We start from the raw sequence: 18,507 nt of genomic DNA on the forward strand, positions 1-18,507 counted from the left end.
GGAATGCAGCGACGACGCATTGGATGAATGTTCTTGTGACAGGGCAGTAATCCTGAAGAGAAGATGGCGCTTAGTGAAGCGCGATAAGCAGCGCGAGGCCGAAGCCAAGAACGGCGACTGGCACCCAGAACTGGACGTCGGTGACAATGGCTTTAAGGGTGCGGCCTGCGGATGGCGATGTGCTCAAACGGTCCTCGCTGCAATAAGTGCTTTGCGATTGTCACGTTAGGATGCTGTGCGGACGATGTCAAGTTCCGCCATGAAAAGGGTTTCGAATGATTGCGAAGCTGTGCGGTGCAAACGACCTGCCGGATGCAGGAAAAATGAAGACATTTGCGGGGCGCAACGGACTACAGATCTGCGTGACGCAGCTGGAAGGGAAGCTGGTTGCATTCAACAATCGCTGCCCGCACCAGGGTGCGCCGTTGTCTGCAGGGCATCTGGATGGATGCATGGTCGTATGCCCGTATCATGCCTGGCGGTTTGATGTAACGAATGGCAAGAGCGAGAACATCGCCGATCCTGATCTGGAGACTTACGATATCCGTCAATACGACGATGAAGTGTTCGTTAGGCTTCCTAATTCCATCTAGGACGTTGGAGTGCGCATGGAATCTTCTTCGGCGTCCGGTACTTCTTCAGCATCTTTCTCTTCGTGGTAGACCATTTCCGAATTGATCTTCCAAAGGTTGCGCTTATCCGTGACGCCATGGACCACGTTGTCTACAGCTTGCATCGCAGTCAGCATGGAATGGTCCTGATTGTTGTACTTGTGCATGCCGTTACGGCCAACCAGGAAGAGGTTCTCAAACTGATCGGTGAAGGCACGGAGTTCATCAAAACGATCGTAGGTGCCAAAGTAGGCGGGATACGTTTTGGGGACGCGGACCACATGTGCATCTTCAAACTGAGGCGAAGGAAGAATACCGATCTTGTGCAGTTCTGCTGCGCCAAGTTGCTTTAACTCTTCATCCGGCATACTCCAGAGTGGGTCCGTTTCGTAGCAGAAATACTCCAATCCAATCCATATTTTGTCGGATGCAACAAGGTACGGGCTCCAGTTGTTGAAGATTTGCAAACGCCCGATCAGAACGTCGGGTTCCTGAATATAAATCCATGTGTCTTTCAGCAAAGAGCCATCATTTTCTGTAACCGCAAGACGATCGACGAGAAGTCCAATCGTGATGAAGTCGCGATATACAAGGCCTTCTGCCACTTGTTTCACATTCGCAGGAATGGGCGTGTCCGTACGTTCCATGGCGCGGATGAGGTCACGCATGGGCATGGTGGAGAGGAAAACGTCCGCAGGATAGTTTGTGATGTTGCCGTGTGGATCGGCAGCGTCCACAGAAGTTACTCGATTGCCCTGTGTATGGAGGCCGACGACGGTGCTTTCCATGTGAATCTCGCCACCGTTAGACACGACAGTATCGGCGACATGTTCCCAAAGTTGACCGGGGCCGTACTTGGGATACAGAAAGCGTTCAATTAAAGACGTGTCTGTTTTCTTCTGCTGAATGTCCGTCGTGTCGGCATTGTTTTTGCTGAAGGACTTCTTCAGAAAATGCTTGATCGCGGTGGTCAGCGATAGGCCCTTGATGCGCTGCGCGCCCCATTCCGCGCTGATTTCATCGCAGCGCGTACCCCATACTTTCTCGGTGTAGCTCTTGAAAAAGGTAAGGTAGAGCTGACGTCCGAAGCGGTTGATGAGAAAGTCTTCGAGCGACTTTTCGTTTTCAATCGGCGCTAAGCGCGATTCAATGTAGCTGATGCCAATGCGCACCGCTCGCAGCAGGCCAAGCTTTTCTAACGTGTCGCGCGTGAGCGTAATGGGGTAGTCAAAGAAGCGCCGCAGGTAGTAAATGCGACTCTTGCGGGGACGGATGAGCATGAGTAAATCCGCCTCCTGAGCCGTCTTATCTGAGTTTTCTGCAAGACCTTCGATAGAGCGCGTCGTGTTCTGGTAAGCGATGGCCGCTTTACTATCCGCTCCGCGTTCGGTAGGCATCTGGTCCAGCCACCACTTCATCACGCGGTCGTTCTTTGAGAAGAAGCGGTGTCCGCCAATGTCCATGCGGTTGCCCTTGTACTGCACGGTGCGCGAAATGCCCCCAATTTCGCCGGATGCCTCCAGGACGATGGGGTGAATGGAGCTCTGCTTTTGAAACTCCAATGCTGCAGTGAGGCCTGCGGGGCCTGCACCGATGATGAGGGCGGTTTTGCGGGACGGCATTGCTTCCTTCAAGGCTACTCACGCTAGTGTACGGATTGCATCGCGTAAGTGTCTTCCTTTGTTGCGGACAGGTTGGCAATGGCGTATTTCGGTACGATAGAAACAGGATTTTTCGTGGCTCACTATCTCGTTACCGGTGCATCAGGATTCTTTGGCGGCGTGTTGAAGCGCAGGCTTCTGCGCGAAGGACATACCGTTGTCAACATTGATCTCGAACGCGATGAAGACGCCGGGCTCGACGGGTTGACCAGCATCCAAGGCGATCTGCGCGATCGCGCGTTGATGGAACGCACCTTTGCCGAACACCGTTTCGACGCCATCTTTCATGCCGCCGCGCAGCTTGCTCACGGCATGAAGTTGGATGAGCATTTAATGTGGACGAGCAACGTGGATGCCACGGGTTTGTTGGCGGAGTTAGCGAAGAAACATGGTGTAAAGCCGTTTGTCTTTGTCTCTACAAACTGTCTGTGGGCGTCGAACCTGGGACATCCGGTTCATGAAGAAAACGACACGCCAGCGCCGGTGGAACTCTACGGGCGTTCCAAGCTTGAGGCGGAGCATCGTCTGAAGCCCTTCATGGGCGACCTGAATGTGGTCATCATTCGTTGCCCCACGATCATGGATAGCGGACGCCTGGGGTTGCTGGCGATTCTTTATGAGTTCATCGACGATCACAAAACAGTATGGGTGGTGGGCGATGGCAGCAATCGCTATCAGTTCATCTACGCTGAAGATCTGGCGACGGCATGTATTCAGGGAGCGACATACCAGGGCAGCGGCATCTTCCACATTGGTTCGGACAACGTGAAATCGATGCGCGAGGTGTATGAGGCGGTCATTGCTGCAGGCGGGAGCCGCAGTAAAGTGCGGTCACTTCCCAAGACGCCAACCATTGCAGCCATGATGCTGGCCCACAAACTGAAGGTGTCTCCACTGGGGCCGTATCACTACAAGATGATTGCGGAGAGTTTTATCTTCGACACCACGAAGATAAAACGCGAGCTCGGCTGGCATCCGACTCTGACCAATGAAGAGATGCTGTTGCGCGCATACGACTATTACAAACAAAATCGCAACGAAATCGCCGCACGTACCGATGTAAGCGCACACCGCAAACCCGCAGACATGGGCGTCATTCGCTTATTGAAATGGATTTCGTAGGCCTGTCAGCGTAGACCAGGGAACCACACATGGCGACCGGAAATGAAAAGCCCTGCAGACGTGCAGGGAGATGGAGGCGCGGGTCGGAATCGAACCGACGCATAAAGGTTTTGCAGACCTCTCCCTTACCACTTGGGTACCGCGCCGCTTGCACATTCGAGAGAGGAGGGAACGTGCGATCCTTGCAACTCCATTTGGGGATCGGAGGAAGGTTTAAATGGAGCGGGAGACGGGATTTGAACCCGCGACATCTTCCTTGGCAAGGAAGCACTCTACCACTGAGCTACTCCCGCTCAACAAGATTAACTATATCGAATGAGAGGGCTGCGGTCAACGTGCGCTCGCCCTCGGAATAACATCTGCTGTGGAAAGCAGTTACATATTCTGGTTCCTGCTTCAGCGGATGTAACTTACGCCAAAGCCCGCGATGCTTCGATCTCCTCAAACGTCATATTTTCCGCAGAAGACTCGCTGCGTTCTTTCCAATCCAGAAACATACGACCATAGCTATTGGTAAAGCACAGATCGCGAGAGATGTTGAGCCTTTCCAGCGCGCGATCAATCCACTCCGGCGCGCCTTCCAGTTCAGCAAAGATGCCAATGGGAGTCTCATCCAGCAAAAGTTCGCCGTTGCCATCGCGAAACTCCGTGCGGAATTTTTCATAGCGAAAGACGGGGCCGTAACCTAGCTCAAGAAACACAGCGGCTAATGCGTCGGGATCAGTAACGTCCGTTTCGGTTTCCATGCGTTCTTTGTAGAACGAGGTATCGTCGTTGTCAGGCGGCGGTTTCTTGTGGGTAAGCAGATTGCGGCCGTTGTATTCGCGTAGCCGCAGAATTTGCCGCTCTGTAAGCAGGCGTCGTTCCGGCGTATCGAAGAGGGTGTTGCGTTCGAGCGTGCGTTCGGTATGAATCTGGAAGCCGGCGCGCAGGGCGCGCGTATGGAACTCGCGCGCATCGCCGACACGGAACTTGAGCTCAATCTCCGCGTGCTGCATATCAAAGTATAGGCATGGGTACTTGCGAACGGTACGAGAAAGTGGGCAGTATAGTCCGGTGAAAATTGCGACATCTTCTTCCTCTGCACAACGAACGCTGCATCTTCAGGCAAATCTACCCGCGGACATCGACAGGGCGGCCAAGATCCTTCAGGATGGTGGCCTGGTCGCCATGCCAACCGAGACCGTATACGGTCTGGCCGCTAACGCTCTTGACGAAAAATCCGTGGCCGCCATCTTCGCAGCCAAGAAACGCCCAAGCTGGGATCCGCTGATCGTCCATGTAAGCGATATGGTGATGCTCTCCCGCGTGGTGCGTGAGGTGCCTACCGCCGCGCTGATGCTGATGGAGAAATTCTGGCCCGGCCCGTTGACGCTGCTGCTGCCGCGCCATCCGAACCTATCCGATACAGTGACTGCGGGACGAGAACTGGTCGGCGTGAGAATGCCTGCGCACAAGACGCCGCAGGAACTGATTCATCGAGCCGGACTACCGCTGGCCGCGCCCAGCGCCAATCTCTTTGGCCACGTTAGCCCCACGACCGTCGCACATGTGTTGGCAGATCTGGATGGGCGGATCGATGCCGTGCTGGATGCCGGTCCGTCAGAGATCGGCGTGGAATCGACAGTGCTGGATCCGGTGGCACGGGTGCTTTATCGCCAGGGAGGCGTGAGTCGCGCCCAGATCGAAGCAGTGTTGGGTAAGCCTGTTACCGTCTACTACCGTCGTGAAGACGTCACCAAGCCCGCCGCAAAACCAGAGAGCCTTCCCTCGCCGGGTGTGGGTATTCGGCATTACGCACCAAAGGCAAACGTGATGCTGGTACACACTCAGGCGGACATGGACGATCTGCTATTGCACGTTACGCCTGAGCACACCGGCGTGATGCTGCCCAAGGGCTGGAAGGCAAGCGGATGGAGCGGTAAAGTGTTTGCGTGGGAGGCGTGGAGTGATCCTGCCTCGTTGGCAAGAACACTCTACACAGGGCTGCGTACGCTCGATGAAAAGGGAGTTCGCACTATCGTCTGCCCTCTGCCTGCCTCCAGTGAAGAACCCTTGGTCGAGGCCATTCGCGACCGCCTGCTTAAGGCCGCTCGTGATGCTTAACGGAAAACGCTAAACGGCTTCTGAATTGAAAACAGCACTGCATGATCGCTCAGATCATGCAGTGCTGTTTTGTCTTGCAAGCCTTCTTTAAGCCGGAACAACTGCCGGGTCATCAATTTCCAGCGGTTCTTCCGGCGATGGCGGATCGACCAGCATGACACCGGCGCGACGCACAAGCTGGCGCACAGCGGGTTCGGTCAGGCGTGTTGCGTCGTACTCAAGTCCAATCGTCTTAGCGCGTTCGTCTAGCGTGACGCGGCGAATACCGTAAACCTCACGGATGCGCGCAATGGCCAGAACGGAGCGTTCGCTCGGGGTGATCTCGAAGTGGTAGAGCACGTCAACGGTAGTCATCTCAAGGGGAAGAATATCAGGCGGCGTGCCTCTTCGCGGGATATTGCGGAGCGTGAATCTGACGAACGCGTATTCCATGCCGTAGTATTTGGGCGTAGGAAGTCTAAAAACGTTTTTCTCAATGCAGAACATTGGTGAAAATGGTTGTCCGGAAGAGGTTTCATGTCTGTTCGTGTCTTCGGGGTTCGGTTCGCGTTGGCTGTAATGGTGTTATCGGCGGTTGCGCCAATGCATGGACAGACTTTGGATGCAGTCTCCCAAAAAGCTGCCACACAAGGCGCAGCGATGGCCCGCACCGTGGAACAGGATTGGCCCGCAGGTGTCATCACCACGCAGGCTCGGCCGGGCGCGTGGGCTTATGAGGTAGGCACGCTACTGGATGGCATGACAGCGCAGTCCCGAGCAGCAGATGATGCGAACGCCTTTGCCTATGTACGCGCAACGATTGACCGTTGGGTAGATAAAGACGGCAATGTGACGACAGAACCCGGCAAGGCTTTCAACCCCGAACTGCATACGCTGGACAATCTGGAGCCTGGTCGCGCCATCCTCGCGGTGTATGAGAAAACTGGCGATCAACGTTATGCGAAAGCGGCGAAGCTGATCTTCAATCAGTTTCAGACGATGCCGCGGAACTCATTGGGTGGCTATTGGCATAAGCAGATTTACCCGAATCAGATGTGGCTTGACGGCGCGTACATGGGGGAGCCATTTCGCGCGGGGTATGCGAAGACCTTCCATGTTGCAGGTGAGTTTGACGACATCGCCAAACAGCTTCTTCTGATGGACGAACACATGCGCGATCCAAAGACAGGATTGCTGCGCCACGGATGGGACGCGAGCAAAGAACAGCCGTGGGCCGATAAATCGACGGGGCTTTCGCAGGAAGTATGGGCGCGTGCATTGGGTTGGTATGCAATGGCGCTGGTCGATACCATTCCATCGTTTCCAACGAACCATCCGCAACGCGCAAAGCTGATTGCCGTGTTGCAGCATGTTGCCGAGGGGGCTGCAAAGTATCAGGATGCTGAGAACGGCACATGGTGGGACGTGATGGACAAGGGCGGACAGGCTGGTAACTTCCGCGAGGCATCCGCAAGTGCCATGTTTACTTATGCACTGGCAAAGGGCGTGCGGTTGGGCTATTTGCCAGAGAAGTATCGATCAAATGCGGTGAAAGGCTGGCTCGGCATCGAGAAAGAGTTCATCACCACAGATAGCAACGGCAAGGTCACATTGCACGGAACGGTAAAGGTGAGTGGTCTAGGGGGCAAGCCGTATCGCGCAGGTGATTACAGCTACTATGTGCACGAAGCTGTAGGCGATAAGGATGCGAAGGGCATCGGCGCGTATCTTCTCGCTACAAGCGAAATACAGATGCTTGCAAAGAAAACGGCCCGCACGAAGTAGGTGCGGACCGTTTCATTCACGTTGGTTAGTTTTGTTTACTTTAGATCGGCAATGCTGACGCCGTCCATGTCGTCGTACGCCTGATTCTCACCGCCCATGCCCCAGCAGAAACCGTAGGCGCTGGTGCCTGCGCCTGCATGGATGCTCCATCCTGGTGAAACAGCTACTTCACGATTGGCAACGACAAGATGACGGGTCTCCTTCGGCGGCCCCATCAGATGCAGCACGCGGTGTGCCGGATCAACGTCGAAGTACATGTACACCTCAGAACGACGCATATGCGTGTGCGGTGGCATGGTATTCAGGTTTGATCCTGCATCAAGCAAAGTGAAGCCCATCACAAGCTGGCAGGAACGAATGCCGTCGCGATAAATAGCCTTGTAAATCGTGCGCTTATTGCACGTTTCCACGGTGCCAAGTTGCAGTCCTTGCAGGTCTTTGAATGCAACTGATTTTGTGGGATAGTCCGCGTGTGCTGGATAACTCAGTAGATAAAAGGCTGCAGGTTCGTCGGCATTGTTGCTCTCAAAAGAGACAGTCTTACTGCCGCGACCAACGTAGAGGCAGCTAAGTTTCTCCATGGGATAACGCTCGCCATCCACGGTGATGGTGCCAGTGCCACCGACATTCAGTACGCCAAGCTCACGACGCTCACAGAAGAACTCTGCGCGCAATTCCGGCTGCGTTTCGAGATGAAGTGGAGTCATTGTCGGAACAGCAGAGCCAATCACGGTGCGGTCCAGATCAACGTAGACCAGATCGATCGCACCTGCGGTGAAGAGATTTTCCAGCAGGAAGGTCTCGCGCAATTCTGCAGTGGTCATGCGGGGAAAGCGCACGGGATCGGACATTTGAAGCAGTTTCATGTGTGCAGTATAGCGAGCCGTAATGATCTAGCCGCAAGTGTGAACGCGCATGTATGCTTCACACACCATGGCTATGACATCCACTCGCCGCAGTTTTCTTTCGTCCGCATCGCTCACTGCTTTGGCTCTTCCTTTGATGGAGACACCGGCGCAGGCGATCCCGCATCCCGAGCCGTTTCAGTTGTTCTCGGACGAAAAACTAGAAGCCTCGAGGAAGAATCTGGGCGCTGCTCCAGGCAACGACAACCTGTTCAAAGGCTCTGCTGGATTGACCATGGTGATGACCGTGGAGGAGAAGAAAGCTGCGAAGGAATTTGAGTGGCACGAAGGCCGCGACCATATCCTCCAGGTATTGGAAGGCTCCACGGTGTACGAGCTTGGCGGAGCACCGAAAAATGGTCGCAACGTGAAGCCGGGCGAATGGCTTGCACCATCGGCGGACGGTGCCAGCCGGGTGGAGTTGAAGAAAGGTGATGTTCTGGTGATTCCGCGCGGTACCCTGCACAAGCGCACCACTGCAGACAAGGTGACGTTCTACCTGATCTCGTCCGAAGGAATTGCACGTTAAGTCGGTTCTATCGAAACGTATTTGCAGAGTGTGACGTGTGGCGCATAGAGTGACATGCAGCTATGTCGACTTCTGTTTCTTCGCTGGATCTGTTTCGGTTGGATGGGAAGGTGGCGCTGGTGACCGGCTCCGCCAGCGGCCTGGGTGCTGCCATTGCCGTGGGGCTTGCCCAGGCTGGTGCGTCCGTTGCTGTGCACGGAAACCGCCGTCCAGCGGATGAAACTGCGGCTGTAATTGGCGATTCTGCGGCAGCCTTCCAGTCAGATTTGTCCGAAACGGACGGCGCACGCACGTTGTTCGATCAGGTGAAGGCGAAGTTCGGCCATGTCGACATCCTGATCAACAACGCGGGGATGATCCACCGCAACGAAGCAGAGAACGTGCTGCTGGAAGACTGGCAGCGCGTTCTCCAGGTGAATCTGACGAGCGTTTTCCAGCTTTCGCAACTCGTAGGGCGCGACCTGATCGGCCGCAGCGCACCGGGCAAGATCGTGAACATCGCCTCGCTGCTGAGTTTTCAAGGAGGCATTCGTGTACCCGCCTATGCGGCGTCCAAGGGCGGCGTGGCCCAACTGACGAAGGCGCTGGCGAATGAGTGGGCCGTGAAACAGATTCAGGTGAATGCCATTGCCCCTGGCTATTTTGCAACGACGAATACCGAAGCATTGCAGGCCGACGAAACGCGCAATCGACAAATTCTGGAGCGCATCCCGGCAGGGCGCTGGGGACAGCCTTCGGATCTCGTCGGCGCAACGCTCTTCCTGTCGTCTGCTGCCAGCGATTACGTGACCGGTACCGTCCTGACCGTGGACGGGGGATGGATGGCGCGATGAAAAAGACCTTTGCCAGTTTGGCGCTTTTGTCTGCGATGCTACTGTCGACGCTCCACGCGCAGGTCGTTTCGCCGAGCGCGACCCAGAAACCCGCGATCGTGGGTATTGCGCATGTGGCAATTCGTGTGGCGGATCTGCAGGCATCCCGTGCGTTTTACGAAAAGCTCGGCTTCGCGCAACCGTTTGAAATCTCCAAAGACGGCAAGGTGACGGAGGCGTTCGTCAAACTGAATGACCGCCAATACTTGGAGCTGTATCCGGCAAGCGCGGAACAAACCGCGGCGTTTCTGCATGTGTGCTTTGAAGCAGTGAACCTGCCGGGTTTGTATCCCATTTACACCGCCAATGGCGTGGTTGCACCACCGGTACGCAAGGCGGGGGCGGGGAACATGCTGCTGGCATGGAGGGGGCCGGAGGGGCAGACCGAAGAGATTACGGAATACCTTCCCGGTTCAAAGCACAGCAATGATTTCGGCCAGCACCTGGGCACGGACCGGATCGCAACACATCTTGCCGCAGCCGTGGTCCCTATGAAGGATCCGGCAGCTACGGCAGCGTATTTCATCCAGAAGATGAACTTTGTGGATGGGGGCATGCGCGAGGGCGCGCACGTAACGTCTCCTGCCGATGAAAAGGACAGCGCATTCGCTTTTCTGCCGGAGAGTTCGCCGGAAAAGCTTGTGCTGGTTTTTACCGGGGTAAAAGAGAAAAAAACGTTGCGAAAGCTGAAAAATCGCGGAGTTTCTGCAACAGTGCAAGAGCATCGTGTATTGGTCCGTGATCCAGACGGCAACCTGCTGGTGTTCACTTTACGGTAGCCGCGTCACGCCAGAATATGAAACGTTTCGATATTGATTGACGACAGTGAATCTGGACTCCTATAGTTGCGATGCATCGGATCGAATCCGCATCAGACTGGAATCCACTTGAAACGCTACGTATCCGCAGTTGCTCTGCTGTTTGGTTCGCCGCTTCTCCTCCACGCACAGGACACGCGGCACGTCACTGAACCCGTGATTCCTCCCACCTGCACCGTGTTGAAGGCTCAGCTTCAGGCAACGAAAAATGCCTTGCGCGAAGAAGATGAACAGAAGCTCGATTCCGCACGCATCCAGAAAGCAATGGATCACTGCGGCGAAGGCAAAGCAGTGGCGCTCAGGGCAGACGGTGCTTCCAATGCATTTCTTAGTGGACCACTGGAACTGCGCAATGGCGTAACGCTGCTGATAGAAAAAGGCGTGACGTTGTACGCTTCGCGCGATCCGCGGCTGTTTGATGCGACGCCGGATACCTGCGGCATTACAGGGCCACAGGCAAAGAACTGTCTTGCGCTGATCAATGTGCGTGACGTGAAGAACGCAGCCGTCATGGGCGAAGGTGTAATCGATGGCCGTGGTGATAAGCAGATACTTGGTAAATCCTTTACGTGGTGGCAACAGTCACGCGCCATGGAACCCACCGGAACGAAATACTCCGCACCGCGACTCATTGTTGCGAATCATGCGGATGGATTGATCCTTTATCGCATTCGGCTGCATAACTCGCCGAATTTTCACGTGACGGTGAACAATACGAATGGCTTTACAGCGTGGGGCGTTCATCTGCTGACGCCCACTGTGCGTGGCACGGATGCACGCAATACCGACGGCATCGATCCTGGTTCCTCAGAGAATGTGACCGTGGCCAAGAGCTGGATTGATAACGGCGATGACAATATTGCCATCAAGGCCAGCGTGCACCACATGAGCGTATTGGACAATCACTTCTACAGCGGTCACGGTATGTCAATGGGTTCCGAGGCACGCGATGAATCGGATATCTACGTGGACACGCTGACGCTGGATCACACCACCAGTGGTATTCGCATTAAAAGCAATGTGCAGCGTGGTGGCATGGTGCGCGGTGTGACGTATCGCAATGTGTGTATGCGCAACGTGGCGATGCCGATTTCCATTTCGCCGTTCTACACAGGACAAACAACCGACGGTATTGAAGACACCGGGCTGAAGGGCGATATGACCCCGGATTACAAGGATATTCACATCGAAGACGTACTGAGTCTCACTCCGGGGATCGTTCAGGTAGCTGGGTTGAACAAAGACCATATCAGCGAAGTCACACTGAACGGCGTAGAAGTGCGCGGGATTCAGCCGAAGCAGATGCGTGCTCGGTTTGCTGCATTCACCTACGGAGCGAAAGGCACGAATCTGAGTTTCTCGGGTGAGGGCGTAACGAGCAATCCTGCGACGCCGCCGGCAGTGAAGTCCACCATCTCTTGCGATGGCAAGTTTGTTCCTTATGAGGATTAACGCGATCATGTCGTGGCAGAAATACTCACTCTCTGCAGTGCTTCTTGTTGCAAGCACGATCGGTGCTGTGGCACAGGATGCATACGTCGGCAACAATCCTGCACAACGCAGGACGGGCACCTCGGTTCGTGTTGACCTGATCGGAGATTCAACCCAAACGGACAATGCAGGATATGGTCGCGGCTTTTGTGCGAATCTATCGTCGCAAGTCGATTGCCTCAACGTGGCCAAAGGTGGTGCGAGCACCAAGACGTATCGCGAACTTGGATTATGGGATCGTACTCTCGCCACAAAGCCGGATTACATGTTGATTCAGTTTGGCCACAATGACATGGAGTCGGCCGAGCATAACGATCGGCAGGTTCCAATCGCTGTGTACGAGCAGAACCTGCGGAACTTTGTGACGGAAGCGCGAAGCCACAGCATCAAGCCAGTGTTGGTAACGCCTTTGACGCGGCGTTACTTCCAAGCGGACGGAAAGATCCATAGCGATCTGCTAGGGCATGCTGCTGTGATGAAGCGCGTCGCTACAGACATGCATGTGCCGTTGATCGACCTTCAGAGTGAAAGCATCACGTACCTGGATAGTGTTGGTGAGGCAGCTGGCAACAAGCTCGGGATCACGAAGAAGGACGGGCAGGGAAAGACGATTGCTGACAAGACGCACCTGAATTGGCAGGGAAGTTATGTCTTTGGCCGTATGGTTGCAGTGGATCTCGGAAACGCTGTGCCAGCGTTGAAGAAGTTCGTGCTTTCACAGGCTGCAATGTTGCCACCAGAAGGACAACTGGCCATGCGCGTCATACAGCAGGCGCCGTTCAAAATTGTTCTTACTGGGGATTCCACGGTTGCCACAGAAGGTGGATGGGGACCGGGGTTCTGCGCCACATTAACGTCGAATGTCTCGTGCGTGGATATGGCCATGAATGGTCGCAGCACGAAGAGTTACATCGACGAAGGCCTGTGGCAAAAGGCATTGGATGAGAAGGGGAATTACTACTTCATCCAGTTCGGTCATAACGATCAAAAGCCCGATCCAAAGCGTCATGCGGATGCGGATGGACTCTACGCGGAGAATCTGCGCCGCTTCATCCGCGATGTTCGCGCGATTGATGCCATTCCTATTCTGGTGACACCGTTGTCTCGTCGCAACTACAAGGACGGAGCACTGGTGAAGGATGGATTGGAAGACTACGCGGCTTCCGTTCGCAAGGTGGGTGCCGAAGAGAAGGTGACCGTTGTTGATTTGTTCAGTGTGTCGCAGAAGTATCTGAGCGGTATCACGCAGCAGCAGGCTGACACCTTTGACATGGTGGGTCATCCAGATGAGAAAGCAGAAAACGCCAGCGCTGCCAAGCCGGATCGCACACACCTGAATGACAAAGGCAAAGCTCTCTTTGGGCGCATGGTTGCCGACAATGTAATCCGCGTTGAGGTTGAGCTAGGGCCGAATGTCAATGGGCTTCCAGATGGCGCATTGGCTGTTCTTCAGGCGGCGCCTACAGACGGACACTAAAACTTATTGACTCACCTTTGAAAAGGATGGACTGTGTATCGGGCCCCTCTCGCTTTGCTTGCTGCTCTTACTTGTGTGATGACGTGCCATGCGCAGTCGTTGAAACGTGTCACTGTAGCGCATGAAGGGAAGTCTGACTTTCATACGCTGCAGGAAGCGATCGATCATGCGCCTGCCGACGGCGAAGAGATTCGCATTGCACCGGGAACCTACCGCGAGAAGATTCATATCAACACCGCAAACATACATCTGATTGGCGCAGGGAAGCAGCCGCAGGATGTCGTGTTGAGCTGGAATGATTCCGCGAAGAGCGCTGGTGGCACTGGAAAGAGCGGTAGCGTAAGTGTCGACGCCGATGGTTTTATGGCAGAGAACCTAACCATCGAAAACACCTGGGAACTGGAGCATACACGCACCGAAGAAGGCTCGCAGGCTGTAGCGCTGTTGATGAGTAGCGATCGTGCCGTGCTGGACAACGTGCGCCTGATTGCGGCACAGGACACGCTGTATGCCAACAGCCGTACATGTCACGAGAATCTGCCGAAGGATGGTAGTCCACCACCACCGGGCCGCGCGGCATGCCGTGCATCAAGACAGTATTTCCGGAACTGCTACATCGAAGGTCATGTTGACTTCATCTTTGGCGATGCGAAGGCTGTTTTCGATCACTGTGAACTGCACGCCAGGCATAACAGCAACGTGATGTTTACGGCGCAGAGCCGCCAGTTCCCTGAAGAGGATTCGGGATATTACTTTCTGCATTGCCGGATCACTGGAGATTCGCAGCCCGGTGACAAGCTGGTGCTGGGGCGGCCGTGGCGCACGTACTCGACAGTGCTGTTTTATGACACGGATATCCAGCCAATGCTGTCGACCGACGGGTGGTCAGAGTGGGGTGGCAAGTTGAAGACCAGCACCTATCGCGAATATCTGTCCCATGGACCAGGCGTGAATGGTGGCAATCGCATTGTGGCTTATCCTCCGCTATCCCGGGAAGAAGAGAAGCGACTCACGCCAAAAGCACTTCTGGCTGATGGGGATGGATGGAACCCGGTGAAGGCTGCCGATACACTCCGCCGTCGTCGCTAAGCAGTGCATATGCGATACCTCATGCATAAAGCGAAGAAAAAGGGTATCTGAATCGATTCATATCGAAACGGTTCAATAGCGAGAATCACTTGAAAGAATGCGAAAACTGGCCGGATATTAGCGAACCGTTTCGCTATTTTCTCGGACTTTTTTCAAAACCGTGAAAATTGGTTGACGACGCTATGTTGTGACCGCTAGTATTCGCCCGTTCTCGCTAAAAACCGAGATATGTCCTACCAGCCGTGCAAAGGGAGCTAACTGGTAGTGAGAATAAAAACCTTTCGAGTCTCTTCAGGAGTAACCAATGACGTTTCGCAACCCTCTTTCCCGCATGACGCTTGGAGCAGGCCTTCTGCAACCCATGCGTATTGCGGTGCCCCTCGCCCTGGTGGCCACCATGACTCTTTCGGCGGGCGCACAGCTTGCCGGTAAGGGTGCCATCAATGGCCGCATCGTGGACAACACGGGCGCTGCCATTCCCGATGCGACGGTGACCATCAAGGACAATGCAACCAATAAGCTGCAGAGCCTGAAGTCGAGCGGCTCGGGTGAGTACAGCTTTTCCCTTGATCCGGGCAAGTACACCATCACGGTTGCGCATGACGGCTTCAAGTCTGTTACGCAGGAGAATGTGAACGTTAATGCGTTGCAGACGTTCTCCGTCGATCTGACGCTGCCGACCGGCGAAACGACGGAAACAGTCACTGTGGTGGACACTCCTCCGACGCTCGAAACTTCAAACGCCACCCTGGGCGTCACCATCGAGCAGGAGCAGTACTCAGCTCTACCGCTGATTCAGGATGGCGGCGGCCAGCGTCGTGCAACGGACTTCGCCGCTCTGCTTCCGGGTGTGAATTCGCAGACCACCAACGGCAACCAGACGACAAACGCAGGTTCGGTCAACGGTAGCGGCAGCCGTGGCGCTGTCTCGGCAATCTACATCAACGGCGTGCCCATCACGTCAGTTGCCGGCGAAGGCGATCCGCGTTTCGTGTGGACGTCCATGGCTGTGGACGCGATTGAGCAGTTCCAGGTGCAGACTGTAGGCTACTCCGCCATCTACGAAGGCCAAGGCGTACAGAACTACGTGGTGAAGCGTGGTACCAACAATATCCACGGTGCCGTGTATGACTACTTCCGTGACACGGGTCTGGATACATGGGGCTTCCAGCAGACGATTAATCCTGTGACGGGTAAAGCTCAAAAGCCTACCGAGCATCAGCATGAGTATGGCTTGTTCGTAGGTTTGCCCATCATTAAGGACAAGTTGTTTGTCTTTGGTGGTTATGAAGGTTACCGCTTCTCGCGTCAGGTGCCGTACCAGCTTGAGACAATTCCCACCGCTCGTATGCGTACGGGTGACTTTGGCGAGTTCGTTACGAGCCCCGCAAGCTGCGGCACCGCACCTACCACGCAGGCGGTTGCAGGTTGCATCTACGATCCGGACAGCACCAAGCTTGTGACGATCAATGTAAATGGCAAGGCCACACAGGCTTATCAGCGTACGCCGTTCGCCAACAACATCATCCCAGCTTCACGCCTGTCTCCTGTTGCGCAGCGCATGCAGTCGTATCTGCCAGCGCCGACCAATGGCAATGTGAACAACAACTACCTGGTCAACTACAAGACCGGCCTCAACAACTGGACCACGACGAACCGCGTTGACTGGACGATCAACCAGAAGCAGGCGGCTTCCGTGGTGCTGGCGTGGGGACGACAGGCGACGACTGCTCCTGCAGCTGTAACTGTCTCCTCCACGTCGAACGGCATGCCGCCACCGTACATCTCGTCGCAGCAGTTTGCGCCGAAGACGAAGGTGTTCCTGTTTGAGCACACGTATGCCATCACGCCGCACATCACCAACCAGCTGAAGTATGGTTTCGGCCGTTATGACGGCCCTGGCTACAACCAGGATATTGGTGGTAACTACGGCGCAGCTGCAAACGGTATCCAAGGACTCCCCGCGGGCCAGGCTCAGGATTCGTTCCCGACGGTCACGTTCAGCGGCAACACGAATATCAATCGCTGGGCTGGTTATTCCAGCAATCGCCCCGTTGCCAACGGTTATGTGCTGCTGGACAACCTGCAGTGGGTGAAGGGCAACCATACTTTCACCTTCGGCTACCAGATTGCTTGGATGCAGTACAACTTCCTGAACAACGCAACGGGCGTAAATCCGCTCCAGCTTACGTTCAGCAATGCACTGACTGCGGGCTACAGCAACAACACAACTGCGCTTTCGACCTCCGGCCAGGGCTATGCAAGCTTCATGTTGGGAGCAGCCAATTCCGGTGGTTTCACGCTTTCTTCAGTACCCGAGACGGGTGGTCGTTTCCGTCCGCAGTCGCCATATTTCCAGGACAACTGGAAGATCACGTCGAAGCTGACGCTTGACTACGGTCTGCGCTGGGATTACTTCCCGACGTATCGCGAAGTGAAGAACCGCTTCGCCTATTTCGATCCAAACGCAACCAACCCGCTGACGGGATCTAAGGGCGCCCTTGCTTTCGGTGGTTATGGCAACGGACTTTGCAACTGCAGCAGCCCTGTCCACGACTACATGAAGAACTTCGGGCCTCGTGTGGGTTTTGCCTATCAGGCTGATCCGAAGACGGTGTTCCGCGGAAGCTTCAGCGTGATCTACACCCACGGCAACGCAAATGGTGGTTCAGCAACCAGCCGTCAGGGTTCCGGCCTGCAGGGTTATAGCGTGAGCCCCAGCACCACGGTGGTTCAACCTACGGCCAGCCAGACGGGAACGCAGTACTGGAAGATCGACAACCCGTACCCGGCCTACACCCTGCCTCCGACGCTTGATCCGGGCCTGGGTACGTCGTACACCACGGCAACCACTGCATCCTCGCAGACACCCACGTACGCTGACCCGTACTACGGTGGGCGTGCACCGCAGTTCCTGAACTGGAACTTCGGCCTGCAGCGCGAGATCACCCCGAGCACTACTTTGACCATCAGCTACGTCGGATCGCAGGGCCACTTCCTTCAGCCGGACAGCTTGAACGGACGCGGCATTGCCAGCAACCAGCTTGATCCCAAGTATCTGGGATTGGGAACGCAGCTATCGAACACGGCTACCGCTGCAAATCTGGCAGCAGCAGGTGTGACGGTACCGTACGCCAGCTTTGGTGGATCGCAGAACCCATCCATTGCACAGGCGCTTAAGCCTTATGCACAGTACGGCAGCATCAGCGATGCCTATGGTTTCGTTGGCAACACCCGCTTTCACGCGCTGCAGCTGTACATGACAAAGCGTCTGACGCACGGCCTCACCTTCATGACGAACTATCAGTGGGCAAAGTCGATCGACAACAACGGAACGTTCCGCTCTGGCTACGACATTCCTGCGGCTTATGCAGCAGATGGAAAGTTCCATGCTGCTCGTTCACTGGATAAGGCTGCATCTCTCGGCGATCAGCGTCATAAGTTCGTTGTCACCGGTGCTTACAATCTGCCCTTTGGCACAGGTGTCCTGGGTGGAGGCAATGCGTTCACAAGGGCGGCCTTCGGCGGGTTCAAGTTGTCGGGTATCTTTCAGGCCTATTCGGGCGCACCGCTTTCCATCGTGATGAACTCGTGCAACACGAACCCGTCGCAGAACGTTTGCTACCCGTTCCTGAACCCGAACTATTCGGGTAACGGACAGATTAAGGGAAGCACGCGTCCAAAGACCTCGGCTGATCTGGGAACCACGCAGTATCTGGATTCCAGCGCATTCCTGAGCACCGCCAATACACCGAACTACATGTTCAGCACGACCGGACGTACGGCTCCCCTGTCGGGACTGTATCAACCGGGCAACTACAACCTGGACATGAGCCTTCGCCGGGCGATTGACATTCCGACCGGACGGCATGAAGGCACGAAGCTGGTGCTTGAGGCGGACTACTTCAACGTGACGAATCACACACGCTTTGTCTACAGCCAGTCGAATGCCGTCATCAGCACCTTCGGAACCTCCAGCTACGGCACCAAGGTTCGTGACACGACGGTGCCTTATATCCGCGCGCTGCAGCTTGCTGCACGTATCGAGTTCTAACTCTTAAC

Annotated in this window: 16 protein-coding genes and 2 tRNA genes; 11 read left to right on the forward strand and 7 right to left on the reverse strand. The window is 55.3% G+C overall.

Annotation, left to right across the window (positions count from 1 at the left end; translation table 11 throughout):
- Positions 1 to 70: 70 nt before the first annotated feature.
- Positions 71 to 187, reverse strand: coding sequence for a translocated intimin receptor Tir (locus JAO32_RS05875; RefSeq protein ID WP_334238450.1), 117 nt, complete (start codon positions 185 to 187; stop codon positions 71 to 73).
- 88 nt (positions 188 to 275) lie between these two features.
- Here JAO32_RS05875 and JAO32_RS05880 point away from each other — a divergent pair, with 88 nt between their 5' ends.
- Positions 276 to 593, forward strand: a complete 318-nt coding sequence (locus JAO32_RS05880; protein ID WP_334238452.1) for a Rieske (2Fe-2S) protein — start codon at positions 276 to 278, stop codon at positions 591 to 593.
- On the opposite strand, the gene JAO32_RS05885 is transcribed toward JAO32_RS05880, so the two are convergent.
- Positions 590 to 2,233 carry an NAD(P)/FAD-dependent oxidoreductase gene (locus tag JAO32_RS05885; protein ID WP_334238454.1) on the reverse strand — a complete coding sequence of 548 codons (1,644 nt, stop codon included), beginning with the start codon at positions 2,231 to 2,233 and terminating at the stop codon, positions 590 to 592. The two genes, JAO32_RS05880 and JAO32_RS05885, sit on opposite strands and share 4 nt — an antisense overlap.
- Positions 2,234 to 2,347: 114 nt before the next feature.
- Between JAO32_RS05885 and JAO32_RS05890 the strand changes: the two genes are divergently transcribed.
- Positions 2,348 to 3,394 (forward strand): NAD-dependent epimerase/dehydratase family protein, encoded by a 1,047-nt coding sequence (locus tag JAO32_RS05890; protein WP_334238456.1) that lies wholly within the window; start codon positions 2,348 to 2,350, stop codon positions 3,392 to 3,394.
- 71 nt (positions 3,395 to 3,465) lie between these two features.
- Here JAO32_RS05890 and JAO32_RS05895 read toward each other — a convergent pair.
- The 3 genes from JAO32_RS05895 to JAO32_RS05905 all read right to left on the reverse strand — a co-directional run bounded on the left by JAO32_RS05895 (position 3,466) and on the right by JAO32_RS05905 (position 4,392).
- A tRNA-Cys gene (locus JAO32_RS05895) sits at positions 3,466 to 3,540 on the reverse strand.
- A 72-nt stretch (positions 3,541 to 3,612) separates the two neighbouring features.
- A tRNA-Gly gene (locus tag JAO32_RS05900) sits at positions 3,613 to 3,687 on the reverse strand.
- 117 nt (positions 3,688 to 3,804) lie between these two features.
- Positions 3,805 to 4,392 carry a class IV adenylate cyclase gene (locus JAO32_RS05905; protein WP_334238458.1) on the reverse strand — a complete coding sequence of 196 codons (588 nt, stop codon included), beginning with the start codon at positions 4,390 to 4,392 and terminating at the stop codon, positions 3,805 to 3,807.
- Between the two features lie 58 nt (positions 4,393 to 4,450).
- Here JAO32_RS05905 and JAO32_RS05910 point away from each other — a divergent pair, with 58 nt between their 5' ends.
- Positions 4,451 to 5,500: an L-threonylcarbamoyladenylate synthase gene (locus JAO32_RS05910; RefSeq protein WP_334238460.1), complete on the forward strand. Its 1,050-nt coding sequence runs from the start codon at positions 4,451 to 4,453 to the stop codon at positions 5,498 to 5,500.
- 87 nt (positions 5,501 to 5,587) lie between these two features.
- Here JAO32_RS05910 and JAO32_RS05915 read toward each other — a convergent pair whose 3' ends face one another.
- Positions 5,588 to 5,854: a hypothetical protein gene (locus JAO32_RS05915; RefSeq protein ID WP_334238462.1), complete on the reverse strand. Its 267-nt coding sequence runs from the start codon at positions 5,852 to 5,854 to the stop codon at positions 5,588 to 5,590.
- A gap of 162 nt (positions 5,855 to 6,016) precedes the next feature.
- Between JAO32_RS05915 and JAO32_RS05920 the strand changes: the two genes are divergently transcribed.
- A complete protein-coding gene (locus JAO32_RS05920; RefSeq protein ID WP_334238464.1) occupies positions 6,017 to 7,264 on the forward strand; it encodes a glycoside hydrolase family 88/105 protein in 1,248 nt (415 codons plus the stop codon).
- Positions 7,265 to 7,299: 35 nt separating this feature from the next.
- Here JAO32_RS05920 and kduI read toward each other — a convergent pair whose 3' ends face one another.
- The gene (kduI, locus tag JAO32_RS05925; protein ID WP_334238467.1) at positions 7,300 to 8,115 is read right to left on the reverse strand and encodes a 5-dehydro-4-deoxy-D-glucuronate isomerase; all 816 of its coding nucleotides are present in this window, start codon (positions 8,113 to 8,115) and stop codon (positions 7,300 to 7,302) included.
- A gap of 82 nt (positions 8,116 to 8,197) precedes the next feature.
- Between kduI and JAO32_RS05930 the strand changes: the two genes are divergently transcribed.
- The 7 genes from JAO32_RS05930 (at position 8,198) to JAO32_RS05960 (ending at position 18,499) form a co-directional block, all read left to right on the forward strand.
- The gene (locus tag JAO32_RS05930; RefSeq protein WP_334238469.1) at positions 8,198 to 8,698 is read left to right on the forward strand and encodes a cupin domain-containing protein; all 501 of its coding nucleotides are present in this window, start codon (positions 8,198 to 8,200) and stop codon (positions 8,696 to 8,698) included.
- 62 nt (positions 8,699 to 8,760) lie between these two features.
- Positions 8,761 to 9,531 (forward strand): SDR family oxidoreductase, encoded by a 771-nt coding sequence (locus tag JAO32_RS05935; RefSeq protein WP_334238471.1) that lies wholly within the window; start codon positions 8,761 to 8,763, stop codon positions 9,529 to 9,531.
- Positions 9,528 to 10,349 (forward strand): VOC family protein, encoded by an 822-nt coding sequence (locus tag JAO32_RS05940; RefSeq protein WP_334238473.1) that lies wholly within the window; start codon positions 9,528 to 9,530, stop codon positions 10,347 to 10,349. The genes JAO32_RS05935 and JAO32_RS05940 overlap by 4 nt, the downstream gene beginning before the upstream one ends.
- A 108-nt stretch (positions 10,350 to 10,457) precedes the next feature.
- On the forward strand, positions 10,458 to 11,840 hold the full coding sequence (locus tag JAO32_RS05945) for a glycoside hydrolase family 28 protein (RefSeq protein ID WP_334238476.1): 1,383 nt from the start codon (positions 10,458 to 10,460) through the stop codon (positions 11,838 to 11,840).
- 7 nt (positions 11,841 to 11,847) lie between these two features.
- Positions 11,848 to 13,356, forward strand: coding sequence for a GDSL-type esterase/lipase family protein (locus JAO32_RS05950; protein WP_334238477.1), 1,509 nt, complete (start codon positions 11,848 to 11,850; stop codon positions 13,354 to 13,356).
- A gap of 99 nt (positions 13,357 to 13,455) precedes the next feature.
- The gene (locus JAO32_RS05955; protein ID WP_334238479.1) at positions 13,456 to 14,445 is read left to right on the forward strand and encodes a pectinesterase family protein; all 990 of its coding nucleotides are present in this window, start codon (positions 13,456 to 13,458) and stop codon (positions 14,443 to 14,445) included.
- A 304-nt stretch (positions 14,446 to 14,749) separates the two neighbouring features.
- Positions 14,750 to 18,499, forward strand: coding sequence for a TonB-dependent receptor (locus JAO32_RS05960; protein WP_334238481.1), 3,750 nt, complete (start codon positions 14,750 to 14,752; stop codon positions 18,497 to 18,499).
- Positions 18,500 to 18,507: the final 8 nt, after the last annotated feature.

The sequence above is a fragment of the Terriglobus sp. ADX1 genome, assembly GCF_036877645.1.
Classification (GTDB): Bacteria; Acidobacteriota; Terriglobia; order Terriglobales; family Acidobacteriaceae; genus Terriglobus.